This window comes from Candidatus Phytoplasma bonamiae (genome assembly GCF_030586845.1).
GTDB lineage: Bacteria > Bacillota_I > Bacilli_A > Acholeplasmatales > Acholeplasmataceae > Phytoplasma > Phytoplasma bonamiae.
Window position 1 is genome coordinate 1 of record NZ_JAOSIQ010000015.1, and the last position, 11,650, is coordinate 11,650.

Sequence of the window (11,650 nt, forward strand, 5' to 3'; positions counted from 1 at the left end):
TAGCCCAAGGAGAAAGCGACTTCTTAGTAGTCGGAGGAGTAAAACTGGATCTGGAATGATCCAGTTAATCGTCCTCCCTAGAACAAGGTTAACGACCTTGATAGGGTGAAAGAAGTTAGTAATTTATTGTTTATTCAATAGGATCAAGTACTAAAGTTTTTGTCAAACTTGAAGATCATTTAAAATCGTTCAATATGCAACAATAACCGAAATGTAAGATAAATAATTTATCGTGTTGTGCTATTTATCTAAAAAGGTTATCCCATATAATCAGAATAAACAACTAATAAGTGGTGACATAACGTTAGTCCTCGGAAGAGGGTAAATTATGGCAAGCCGGATGCTGGGAAACTTGCTTGTCCGGTTTAGAGGGGGGCTGTTGGTAATAGATAACTGGTTGATAAATCCAGTTATTGAAACGCAAATAATCTATCTCTATTAAACAAATTTAAATTTTAAAAATATTTAAATTTTTATTTAGGAGTTTTTATGGATTCATTCGAAGAATCAAATTTTAATTTGCACAAAATTAAAAATTATATTAAGAATCATCCCGAAACAAAAAATTTACATATTAAAGATGAAGATCTTATTATTGTTTTTAATTGGGCGCCAAAGAGGCCTAAATATCGAGTGAACTAACCCATCACCAGTGCGATAAACACTGACAGGCTAAGAACGGTTCTTGAAAGGAAACTACCAAGAATTACAGCAGTTCTTAAAAGCGGGTTGCGACGAAGTAGTTAGTCAAAAAGACACCGCCACCAAATGGTTCTAAGGGTAAACCTGAAATGGTCTAAGAAGATAAGTAGATGTAATAACAAAACCTGTTTTGTAAACTACTGAAATCGAACAGTCCAGAGGCTATCAACATAATAATTAAGTGTTAGATAGTTTATCACTTAACCAACCTGGAATCTCACCATGAATAAAATGGTTACTTCCCCTAAGGAATCAAGGTTGATATTTAGCGTAACTTGGAGAATCCTAAAGGCGAGTTATTAAATTAACGAATAATGAGATTAAAGTCATTATAGCCCAAGGAGAAAGCGACTTCTTAGTAGTCGGAGGAGTAAAACTGGATCTGGAATGATCCAGTTAATCGTCCTCCCTAGAACAAGGTTAACGACCTTGATAGGGCGAAAGAAGTTAGTAATTTATTGTTTATTCCGTGATGAAATCAAGCAGCTAAGTTTTTATCAAGCTTGAATCATTTAAAATCGTTCAGTATTTAAAAATAATTTAAACGCGAAATAAATAACCCGATAAATATTTACCAAGATTACAACCAATAAGACTTGCGGAATAGAATGTATTGACGTATAGAAACCTAAGACGGTATAAAAAATTCAAAAAATTTAACAATACCACCGCGAATACGTTAACAACCGTTATAAACCCTAACCAGTTAAACAAGTTTTGATTTCCAAAGATTTGGTTAAAACTTAATCACCAGATATTATCACTGTTAAAGATCGTTTAATTCAAAAAAAACATGGACAACTATTATCCTCTTATTTTGAAAATGTTTTTCCGGAATAGCGCTTTAGGTTTAGAACCAAAAAATTTTGTCATGATGTTATTAAACGCTTTAAGTAATGATTAAAAAGAATTAATGATATCTTCAAAATTAATATCAAAAACCTAATCACCCAATAATTGTAATAAGATTTGAAATAACTATTAATAAAGACAAATCTAAAATTATATCAAATTATATCCTCCGGTTCCTAGAGGAACGAGGTTAACAAAAATATCATCAAGGACTCAATTAAAGAGGAATTTTAAATTCAGATTCCTAAGAAGGATAAAGCTAAACAATATAGGAAAGAATATAAATTGATTCAAAAGATAATACGATTAAAATGAATGATCAAACATTGGTTAAGAAGATAATAATCAGAAATAATTCAAATCCTCCATAACACCATCATTAAAGGAAAAAATTATTAATTACCTTTGGTTTATCTAAAAATCCGGGGTTATTTAACTTTTAAACCAAAATACACTAACCTTCGGATTAATGGCGGAGAGATTTGAAATATATTTAACTGTTAGTATCTTTCTCTATTGGACATTGTATGCGAAGCGAATTGGCGAATTTTGAAGAGCAAGCAAACCGCGGTGTTATTTAAAAGTTATTATCTTCAGATAATTTACTAACAAATTCATGACATCAGAAAATTTAAGAAAAATAGAACGGTTAAATCGACAACTAACTAATGGCGACATGAAATTAGTCCTTGTGAGAGGGTAAATTATGGCAAGCCGGATGCTGGGAAACTTGCTTGTCCGGTTTAGATGGGGGCTATTTGTAATAGCTATCAGAAAACACATTCTGAAAGCGAAACGCAAATAATCTATCCATATATTTAAATAAAAAAGATCAACCAAATCCTTTCGGATATAAATTGGTTTTAAAAGAAAAACCTTATCTTCATGTAGTGTGGCAAGAAACTGTTAAAACTAAACAAATAGATTGGCAAAATAATTTTCAACAAAAAAATATTTTATTTAATCAAGAAATAAATTTAACTGGTATAGATATTAAAAATATAAAATCCATTTCTAAAATACAAAAAAGCATTTTGCAGTATATAAAAGAGATTATAGAACAATATAATTCTTCTAATAATATCACAAAACAAAAGAAAAATAAGGGTTTATATATTTATGGCCCTTTTAATTCTGGAAAAACTTTTATGTTAAAAATATTAGCTAAAATGTTATTAACACATCATATTCCTTTTTTATTTATTGTGATGTCAGATTTAGTTCGACAATTTAAGTTTTTGTGGACTTATGATATTATAGAAGATAAAATAAACCATTTAAAAAAAATTCCTTTTTTAATTTTAGATGATTTTGGTTTAGAAAATATGAATGCTTATTTTCGAGATGATATTTTTATACCTTTATTAAATTATCGTGGGCGCCAAAGAGGCCTAAATATCGTGTGATTTTACCAATCACCAGTGCGATAAACACTGACAGGCTAAGAACGGTTCTTGAAAGGAAACTATCAAGAATTACAGCAGTTCTTAAAAGCGGGTTGCGACGAAGTAGTTAGTCAAGAAGACACCGCCACCAAATGGTTCTAAGGGTAAACCTGAAATGGTCTAAGAAGATAAGTAGATGTAATATTAAAACCTGTCTCGCAAACTACTGAAACCGAGCTGTCCAGATTCTGCCAACATATAACGATAGTGTTAGGCAGTTTATCACTTAACCAACCTGGAATCTCACCATGAATAAAATGGTTACTTCCCCTAAGGAATCAAGGTTGATATTTAGCGTAACTTGGAGAATCCTAAAGGCAAGTTATTAAATTAACGAATAACGAGATTAAAGTCATTATAGCCCAAGGAGAAAGCGACTTCTTAGTAGTCGGAGGAGTAAAACTGGATCTGGAATGATCCAGTTAATCGTCCTCCCTAGAAAAAGGTTAACGACCTTGATAGGGCGAAAGAAGTTAGTAATTTATGGTTTATCAATAAATTATGGCAAGCCGGATGCTTGGAAACTTGCTTGTCCGGTTTAGAGGGGGGCTGTTTGTAATAAATAACTGGTTCATAAATTCAGTTATTGAAACGCAAATAATCTATCCCTATTATGAATATAAATTACCTATTTTTTTTAGCAGTGTTTTAAATCAAAATGATTTGAAAGAAACTTTACAATTAAATTTAGATTTAATTAATACTACTAAAGCCGCAAAAATTATTAATTTAATTCAAAAATCTACTTTATTATATGATTTGTCTAATAATATTGTTAAAAATAAATTGTTGTCATCATAACGATAATATTTTTGTTAATTATTAAATTAATTAAAATAATAATTTTTTTACATTAATATATTGATTTAAGAAAATTAGGGAGAGTGGAGAGTAATAAATTATAATATGATTCGTTTAAGAAATGTTAATTTGAGCTTTTACGAAGATGAAAATATTTTAGAAGATATTTCTTTTAATTTACCTAGTCATGGATTTGTTTTTTTGTCAGGACAATCAGGTTCAGGAAAAACTAGTTTATGTAATATTTTATCAGGATTAGAAAAAATAAGTTCTGGTAATATTTTAATAAATGATAAAGATTTATCTATTTTTTCTGAAAACGAAATGGCTAATTATAGAAATGGTATGATTTCTTATATAACGCAAGATTCCTATTTTATTAATGAATTAAATATTTTGGATAATCTTCTTTTATCTGTGAAATTACAAAAAAGTGTTATTGATCAATCAATTCATAAACAAATTAAAAATTTATTTAAATATTTTAATTTACCTATTAGTTTTTTGAAAAAAAAACCTTTTGAATTATCTGGAGGCCAATTGCAAAGAGCTAATATAATCAGAAGTTTAATTAAAAATGCGGATATAATAATAGCTGATGAACCTACAGGTAATTTAGATTCAGTTTCTAGTAATTTAGTTTTTCAAAAATTAAAAGAGATTTCTGAAAAGAAATTGGTTATCGTAGTAACTCATGATATTTTATTAGCAACCAAAAATTCCGATGTTATTATTAAAATAAAAGAAGGTATTATTACAGATTATTTAGTACGTAAACCAAAAGGAAATTTGACTAATGAAAATTTTCAATTAAATGCGAATGATTTAGACTTATTAACTTATGTTGGTAATTTTGAAAAACAACAATTTGTTTCTAAAATTAATGAAGCTTCTGAATTATTTTCAGATGATAATCTTTTACGGTTTAAAACTATTTCATCTAATTTATCTTTTAAAGAAGTGAATTATATTTGTAAAGTCTTTTATAAAACCTATTGGAAACGAAATTTATTTAGTCTTTTTAATAATTGGATTATGACTTTTTTAATATTTTCATTGTTTCTATATTTGAATTCTTTCTTGGGAAAAATATTTTGGTATAAATTATCTTTTTTTAAAAATATATATTTAGAATTTAATCAAAATGTTATATTGCCTTTGAATCAAGAATTTTACCTTGTATCGTTAATAGGATTTTTACAAATATTTTTATTTTGGTTGTTTTATTGGTTTAGAAGTAATTCTTTTCTTAACCGTCAATTAACGGTTTTTTCTCGTACTGCGGGTATTACTCGTATTTTAGGTGCTAATAGTCAAACCGTTAATAAGATATTATGTTATTTTATCGCTTGGTTTGTATTGGTGTTTACTTGTATGCATCAAATGTTTATGTGCTTGTTACAATACGGAATATTCAATCGAATCAAAAATAATCATTTTAATTTATTTTCTATATTCTTAAATAAAAAAGAAATTTCGGGTTTTGATAATATGAATTTGTTTGAACAAAAAATGTCATTATTTCAATTAAGTCAAAAATATTATCCTAGTATAGAAATTCAAAATTATTTTGCTTTGTTGTCTGAAAATGGTTTTTTTTCAATTTCGCCTAATTATCGAACTATAGTTAGTTGTGTAGGTTTTTTTGTTATTTGTTTTTTATTTGTTTATAGTATATATCTGTTAAAACATTCTAAAAGATTAAATAAAAATAAACCTTTAATGATATTAAAAAAAGAAAATTCTGCTTAAATTTAAATAAAAAATTTTTTAAAATATTTTATTTTTATTTATGAATGATATTCATTATTAAGTAATAATAATTCAATTTCTAATTCAATTTCTTAGGGGGGATTGAATTATTAAATTTGTTTTATTTATTTTTTATATTCATGTTTTTTTATAATTTAACTAATATTAAAATGATAAATATTTTTTATTAAAGGATTTTCGATTTCATATGAAAATTAAAGTGATAAGTACTTCTACTAGTTGTTTAGATTTTTTTCATCAAAAACATAATATTGGTTTAATCAGATTACAAATTTTTTTAAATAATAAAGAATATCGAGATTGTGAAAATTTGACTATAGATCAATTTTATGATTTTATAAATAAAAATCCTCGTTCAATTGCTACTACTTCTCAACCTCCTATAGGAGAAATAGTTGAATATTTTCGCCAAATAGCTCGTTTAGGTTATCAAAAAATTTTTGTTACTACTTTATCTAGTGCTTTAAGTGGTAGTTATAATAGTATTTTATCTGCTAGCAAAATAGTTGCTTCCGAAATAGAAGTTATAGTTTTTGATACTCAAAGTATCGGTTTTTGCGAAGCATATTGCGCTTTACAAGCGGAACGTATGTTTTCCGAAGGATTTAATATTTTAGAAGTTATAGCATATTTAGAAAAATTACGCCAAAATAATAAAATTTTTTTTATAGTAGATTCTTTAAATCATTTAATTAAAAGTGGTCGTTTAAGTATGGCTAAAGGTTTTTTAGGTAGAATGTTTCACATCAAACCTATTTTAAAATTAGAAGCTCCTGGTGTTATTACAATGATTAAAAAAGTTTTTACTATGGAAAAAGCTTTTGATTGTATTCTTAAAGAAATTCATAATTACACGAAAAATCAAAAATTTTTATTACATGTTTTAACTTCAGGAAATCATATTATGAAAAATAAATTAATAGGAATTTTAAAAAAAAATCTAAATATTAGTAATATTTTAGAAGTTATTATTACTCCAGTGATAGGAGTTCATACAGGAAATAACGCTCTTGGTGTAGGATTGATTATTCCTCCCGCTTAACTAATCAGTGTAAATTAATCATAGGTGTAAATGGTATATGTTAAATTATAACTTATATATGGATAAAGCTAAAAATATTTTAAAAATATTAAAACAATATAACAAAGCAGAAGCTTTTATAGTTGGAGGGGCTGTTAGAGATTTTTTATTAAAAAAACCCTTTACAGACGTGGATATTACTACTAATCTTTTACCTGAAACTATTTGTGAAATTTTTAATGTTCCGATAAGAAGAATTCGTTATGGTTCTGTTAAAATTTTTTTTGAAAATAATTATTTTGAAATAACAACTTACCGAAAAGAAGGGAAATATTTAGATTTTAGACATCCTTCTTCTGTTATTTTTATCCGAGATGTTCAAGAAGATGTTAAAAGGCGTGATTTTACTATAAATGCCATTCTATTAGATGAAAATGATAAAATATTTGATTATGTTGATGGATTAACAGATTTACATAATAAAATTATTCGTATTATAGGCAATCCTTATCAAAAATTAACTGAAGATCCTTTAAGAATGTTGAGAATTTTTTATTTTAAATCAAAATTAAATTTTTCTGTAGAAGAAAAAACAGAAAAAGCTTTAAAGGAAAATATTGCTTTAATAAATAAACTAAAAATATCTTTTATATTTAGAGAATTTAAGAAACTTTTAAAACAAACTTATGTTAATTTAGCTTTTAATTATTTATTATATACAAAAGCGGGCGCCCAAGATGCCTAAATATCGAGTGAACTAACCCATCACCAGTGCGATAAACACTGACAGGCTAAGAACGGTTCTTGAAAGGAAACCATCAAGAATTACAGCAGTTCTTAAAAGCGGGTTGCGATGAAGTAGTTAGTCAAGAAGACACCGCCACCGAATGGTTCTACGGGTAAGCCTGAAATGGCCTAAGAAGATAAGCAGATGTAATAACAAAACCTGTCTCGCAAACTACTATAAGCGAGCAGTTCAGAGGCTATCAATATTATAGCTTTTGTATTGGATAGTTTATCAATTAATAAATCTGAAATCTCACCATGAATAAAATGGTTACTTCCCCTAAGGAATCAAGGTTGATATTTAGCGTAACTGGGAGAATCCTAAAGGCGAGTTATTAAAATAACGAATAATATTAAAGTCATTATAGCCCAAGGAGAAAGCGACTTCTTAGTAGTCGGAGGAGTAAAACTGGATCTGGAATGATCCAGTTAATCGTCCTCCCTAGAACAAGGTTAACGACCTTGATAGGGCGAAAGAAGTTAGTAATTTATGGTTTATTCAATGGGATCAAGTATCTAAGTTTTTTTCAAGCTTATAAAGATCATTTAAAATCGTTCAGTATTAAATATTCAGTATTAAATAAGAACTTAAACGCGGAATGAATAACTTATCGTGCTATTTATCTAAAAAGGTTATCCTAGTATAATCAGAATAAACAACTAATGAGTGGCGACACGAAGTTAGTCCTTGAAAGAAGGTAAATTATGGCAAGCCGGATGCTGGGAAACTTGCTTGTCCGGTTTAGATGGAGGCTGTTTGTAATAGTTATCAGAAAGACAAATTCTGAGATTGAAACGCAAATGATCTATCCATATTATTTATTATTTAAAAAGTTTAATTTCCGGAATATTGTTTTTTATTAAATATAAATTAGAAATTATTGATCCAGATTTTTTTTTCGTAATTGCTGTTTATTTAAATAATCAAGTAATTTATGATTTTGCTTTTTCTTATCATCAAAGGATTAAAATTATTAAATTAGTAACAATATTAAAACAAAAATACCCCTTATTAACTAATTTAAATAAATTTGAATTGGAAAATTTACAAAAAAAATTTTTAAAAACAGGTTTGTTTTAAATTATTTATATTTATTTATTTTTCAAAGAAAAGTATTTTAAATTTTTATTACATTAAAATAATTAAGAAAATCAAAAATGAGTTTAAAAGTATGATTTATAAAAACCAATTACAAATTTTAAAGAATGCTGAGATAGGCAAAAAATATCAAATTTTAGGAAAAATTCATAATATTAATAAAGGAGATAACTTTTATAATGTAGATGTGGGCGCCAAAGAAGCCTAAATTTCGTGCTATTTAACCAATAGCCAGGGCAGATAAATCCTGAAAGGATATGGTCGGTTTAACAAACGAAAGAATGTTAGATTAGAGCAGACCATAAAAGCGGGTTGCGACGAAAGCAAATTAGTCAAGAAGACTCCGCCACCGAATAATTCGATGGAGAAGCCTGAGATGGCCTAAGAAGGAAAATTGAGGTAATCGTTAAACCTGTTCCGGAAGTTGCTTAAACGGACAGTCCAGAGCCAACTAATATAAAACATCTGTATTGAGTTGTTTATCAAATAAAGAAACCTGGAATCAGCCTCCTAAAGAGGATACTTCCCCTAAAGAATTAAGGTAGAGATTTAGTGTAACTCGGAGAATCCTAAAACTAAGTAATTAAATTTACTAATCCGGAAATAAAAGCCCGGGTGGTCAAGGATAAAGAATCTTCTTAGTAGTCGTAAGGGTAAACCTAGATTTGGAATAATTTAGTTAATCATCTTACCAAGAAGAGAGTTAATAACTCTCATAGGGCGAAAGAAGAAAGTAATTTACTATTTATTCAATGGTATCGGGAAGGGAGTTGATAAATTATGTCAACAACTGTTTCACCAGAAACTAAACTTTTACGAACATTGAATAAGATTCAATATTGTTCATCAAATGGTTACTCTCTAAAAAGAGAACTGCAACAAGGAATGAATAACTTTTATAACACGTTAACAGCATTCAATAGAATCGCCGCTAACAATGGGGCGGGCACACCCGGAATTGACAATAAAACCATTGATGGGATCAATCTTAAAAAACTAGAAAGATACCACCAGGAATACGTCAATAATGGATACAACCCGAAACCGGTTAAAAGAATCCTCATTCCTAAGGATAATAAAAAACCAGACCCTTGGGTTACCGACCATCAAGGATAGATTGATGCAAAAATGCTTGGAACAACTCCTGACTCCTTATTTTGAAAATATCTTCTCAGAATGGAGCTTTGGATTTAGAACCAAAAAATCTTGCCATGATGCTATCAAACGTGTCAAACAAAGATTTAAAGGAATTGACTACATCATCAAAATTGACTTAGAAGGTTACTTTGATACCATTAATCATGAGATTCTGATGAGAACCTTAAATCAGTTCATCAAAAAGAATAAAACGCTCGCAACCATTAACAAATGGCTGAAAGCCGGTTTCATGAAGGATGACATCAAGTACGAATCTTTATCGGGATCTCCTCAGGGAGGAATTATTTCTCCTCTATTGGCGAATGTATATTTACACCATATCGACCTGAAAACGGAGAGACTGATTAAAGAAGGGAAACCAATGAAGAAGAGTAACCCAGAATATAAGAAGGCTTGGTACAAAAACCAACATCATAAACTGGAGATTGACAGAGACATCAACCTAAATCCAAAACCAAGAGTTGAATATATCCGTTACGCAGACAACTTTATCATCGGCATCAAAGGTGAATATAACCAAGCGGAAAGAATCAAAGATCAAGTAACGCAATGGCTAAAACAGGATCTGAACCTTACGATTGGTAAGGATAAATCGAAAATTGTGAAAGCCGATAAAGGAACGAGGTTTCTCTATCCTACATGATAAAGGTTAATCCTACCAACAAAACCAGGGAGAGGAAAACAACTAAGGATTCCTTAAATGGCAAAGTTCTCATCCAAATTCCCAAAGCAAAAGCCAAAGAATATGGATATGAATATAGTTGGTTAAAAAAGGGAAAGGTGAAACACGACGAAACGCTAGCGGGTAGAGACGAATTAGAAATAATTCGGACCTACAAGACAATTATTAGAGGAATTATCCAATATTTTTGTCTGGCTAACAATCTAGGCGTTTTGTCTCACTTGAATTATCTAGCGGAATATAGCTGTTTGAAAACACTAGCAAGGAAACGAAAAACGTCAATTGCTAGAGTTCGAAAGAAATGTAAAATTGGTTCAACCTGGGGGATTACTTATCTTAATAAAGGAAAAACCTAATACGAACCATGGGATGTTTACTCTTGGAATAAAATTAAGACAATGCGTAATTTCAAGGGAAACCCTGATATTACCATCAATAAGTATATATTCCAAGGTCGTACGCATTTAACTGACCGTCTAAAGGCGGAACGTTGTGAGAACTGCGACAAAACAATCCAATTTCAAATTTCATTACATTGGTACGGTCCGCAATGCGCATCACCAAGTATTATGAATAAAAGAACGAAAGTATTGTGTAAGGATTGTCATCGAAAGGTAACAAATCAACAAATACACGATATTAGAAACAAGAACGATAAGAACAAATAGCTAATTAACCGCGAGGAGAAATTAGTTCTCGAAAGAGAGTAAATTATGGAAAGCCGGATGCTGGGAAACTTGCTTGTCCGGTTTGGACGGGGGCTGATTGTAAATAAAACAGCAAAGACAAATCGCTGCATAAAACGCAATTAATCTATCCGTATTTTATTAACAGAAAAAGAAGTTATAAATATTAAAATAGAAAATATAAATTTAATTTTTACAGTTGAAAAAATTTATATTTTTGAAGTAATTAAAGATTTAAGAAATAATAAATATTATTTGATTTGTCAAAATGCGAATTTAATCGAAAATATTTTAAATTTAGAAGAAATTTATCAATATTATTCTATTTTTTTTGTATGCGCACCTTTATCTTTTGAAAAAGCTGATTTTTTAATTAATAAATATATTAACGAAATTAAAAATTATAATTTAAAAAAAATTACAACTATGTTATACAAAAAATACAAATTGCCTTTTTTGATTTCGCCAGCTGCTTTTAAGATGCATCATAATTATTATGGAGGCTTAGCTTATCATACTGGGCGCCAAAGAGGCCTAAATTTCGTGCTATCTAACCAATAGCCAGGGCCGATAAACCCTGAAAGGATATGGTCGGTTTATCAGACGAAAGAATGATAGATTATAGCAGACCATAAAAGCGGGTTG

At 29.0% G+C, this 11,650-nt stretch carries 16 protein-coding genes; all 16 read left to right on the forward strand.

The window, feature by feature from the left end; translation table 11 throughout:
* The first annotated feature begins 489 nt into the window (after nt 1-489).
* The 16 genes from OC701_RS01670 to OC701_RS01745 all read left to right on the forward strand — a co-directional run bounded on the left by OC701_RS01670 (nt 490) and on the right by OC701_RS01745 (nt 11,566).
* Nucleotides 490-642: a hypothetical protein gene (locus tag OC701_RS01670; protein WP_304514371.1), complete on the forward strand. Its 153-nt coding sequence runs from the start codon at nt 490-492 to the stop codon at nt 640-642.
* Between the two features lie 1,769 nt (nt 643-2,411).
* Nucleotides 2,412-2,960, forward strand: a complete 549-nt coding sequence (locus OC701_RS01675; protein ID WP_304514372.1) for a hypothetical protein — start codon at nt 2,412-2,414, stop codon at nt 2,958-2,960.
* 452 nt (nt 2,961-3,412) lie between these two features.
* A complete protein-coding gene (locus OC701_RS01680) occupies nt 3,413-3,541 on the forward strand; it encodes a hypothetical protein (protein ID WP_304514343.1) in 129 nt (42 codons plus the stop codon).
* On the forward strand, nt 3,501-3,800 hold the full coding sequence (locus OC701_RS01685; RefSeq protein ID WP_304514373.1) for a hypothetical protein: 300 nt from the start codon (nt 3,501-3,503) through the stop codon (nt 3,798-3,800). Before OC701_RS01680 ends, OC701_RS01685 begins: the two co-directional genes overlap by 41 nt.
* A gap of 105 nt (nt 3,801-3,905) precedes the next feature.
* Complete coding sequence (locus tag OC701_RS01690; protein ID WP_304514374.1) at nt 3,906-5,552, forward strand: ATP-binding cassette domain-containing protein; 1,647 nt, start codon at nt 3,906-3,908, stop codon at nt 5,550-5,552.
* A 208-nt stretch (nt 5,553-5,760) separates the two neighbouring features.
* The gene (locus tag OC701_RS01695; protein WP_304514375.1) at nt 5,761-6,615 is read left to right on the forward strand and encodes a DegV family protein; all 855 of its coding nucleotides are present in this window, start codon (nt 5,761-5,763) and stop codon (nt 6,613-6,615) included.
* Between the two features lie 37 nt (nt 6,616-6,652).
* Entirely contained in the window at nt 6,653-7,339 is a 687-nt protein-coding gene (locus OC701_RS01700; protein WP_304514376.1) for a tRNA nucleotidyltransferase/poly(A) polymerase-related protein, read from the forward strand.
* 461 nt (nt 7,340-7,800) lie between these two features.
* On the forward strand, nt 7,801-7,983 hold the full coding sequence (locus tag OC701_RS01705; protein WP_304514377.1) for a hypothetical protein: 183 nt from the start codon (nt 7,801-7,803) through the stop codon (nt 7,981-7,983).
* 102 nt (nt 7,984-8,085) lie between these two features.
* A complete protein-coding gene (locus tag OC701_RS01710) occupies nt 8,086-8,244 on the forward strand; it encodes a hypothetical protein (protein WP_304514378.1) in 159 nt (52 codons plus the stop codon).
* Entirely contained in the window at nt 8,231-8,461 is a 231-nt protein-coding gene (locus OC701_RS01715; RefSeq protein ID WP_304514379.1) for a hypothetical protein, read from the forward strand. The genes OC701_RS01710 and OC701_RS01715 overlap by 14 nt, the downstream gene beginning before the upstream one ends.
* Nucleotides 8,462-8,552: 91 nt before the next feature.
* A complete protein-coding gene (locus OC701_RS01720; protein WP_304514380.1) occupies nt 8,553-8,687 on the forward strand; it encodes a hypothetical protein in 135 nt (44 codons plus the stop codon).
* 572 nt (nt 8,688-9,259) lie between these two features.
* Nucleotides 9,260-9,595 carry a hypothetical protein gene (locus OC701_RS01725; protein WP_304514381.1) on the forward strand — a complete coding sequence of 112 codons (336 nt, stop codon included), beginning with the start codon at nt 9,260-9,262 and terminating at the stop codon, nt 9,593-9,595.
* Nucleotides 9,596-9,599: 4 nt separating this feature from the next.
* A complete protein-coding gene (locus OC701_RS01730; RefSeq protein WP_304514382.1) occupies nt 9,600-10,280 on the forward strand; it encodes a reverse transcriptase/maturase family protein in 681 nt (226 codons plus the stop codon).
* On the forward strand, nt 10,277-10,675 hold the full coding sequence (locus tag OC701_RS01735) for a group II intron reverse transcriptase/maturase (protein WP_304514383.1): 399 nt from the start codon (nt 10,277-10,279) through the stop codon (nt 10,673-10,675). Before OC701_RS01730 ends, OC701_RS01735 begins: the two co-directional genes overlap by 4 nt.
* A gap of 42 nt (nt 10,676-10,717) precedes the next feature.
* Nucleotides 10,718-10,987 carry a hypothetical protein gene (locus OC701_RS01740; protein ID WP_304514384.1) on the forward strand — a complete coding sequence of 90 codons (270 nt, stop codon included), beginning with the start codon at nt 10,718-10,720 and terminating at the stop codon, nt 10,985-10,987.
* A 273-nt stretch (nt 10,988-11,260) separates the two neighbouring features.
* Nucleotides 11,261-11,566 (forward strand): hypothetical protein, encoded by a 306-nt coding sequence (locus tag OC701_RS01745; RefSeq protein ID WP_304514385.1) that lies wholly within the window; start codon nt 11,261-11,263, stop codon nt 11,564-11,566.
* Nucleotides 11,567-11,650: the final 84 nt, after the last annotated feature.

Coding starts and splice junctions, on each gene's coding strand:
- OC701_RS01685 (WP_304514373.1), top strand. CDS start 3,501: ATGGCAAGCCGGATGCTTGGAAACTTGCTTGTCCGGTTTAGAGGGGGG.
- OC701_RS01690 (WP_304514374.1), top strand. CDS start 3,906: ATGATTCGTTTAAGAAATGTTAATTTGAGCTTTTACGAAGATGAAAAT.
- OC701_RS01735 (WP_304514383.1), top strand. CDS start 10,277: ATGATAAAGGTTAATCCTACCAACAAAACCAGGGAGAGGAAAACAACT.
- OC701_RS01680 (WP_304514343.1), top strand. CDS start 3,413: ATGATCCAGTTAATCGTCCTCCCTAGAAAAAGGTTAACGACCTTGATA.
- OC701_RS01730 (WP_304514382.1), top strand. CDS start 9,600: ATGCAAAAATGCTTGGAACAACTCCTGACTCCTTATTTTGAAAATATC.
- OC701_RS01720 (WP_304514380.1), top strand. CDS start 8,553: ATGATTTATAAAAACCAATTACAAATTTTAAAGAATGCTGAGATAGGC.
- OC701_RS01700 (WP_304514376.1), top strand. CDS start 6,653: ATGTTAAATTATAACTTATATATGGATAAAGCTAAAAATATTTTAAAA.
- OC701_RS01705 (WP_304514377.1), top strand. CDS start 7,801: ATGATCCAGTTAATCGTCCTCCCTAGAACAAGGTTAACGACCTTGATA.
- OC701_RS01695 (WP_304514375.1), top strand. CDS start 5,761: ATGAAAATTAAAGTGATAAGTACTTCTACTAGTTGTTTAGATTTTTTT.
- OC701_RS01670 (WP_304514371.1), top strand. CDS start 490: ATGGATTCATTCGAAGAATCAAATTTTAATTTGCACAAAATTAAAAAT.
- OC701_RS01740 (WP_304514384.1), top strand. CDS start 10,718: ATGCGTAATTTCAAGGGAAACCCTGATATTACCATCAATAAGTATATA.
- OC701_RS01710 (WP_304514378.1), top strand. CDS start 8,086: ATGGCAAGCCGGATGCTGGGAAACTTGCTTGTCCGGTTTAGATGGAGG.
- OC701_RS01725 (WP_304514381.1), top strand. CDS start 9,260: ATGTCAACAACTGTTTCACCAGAAACTAAACTTTTACGAACATTGAAT.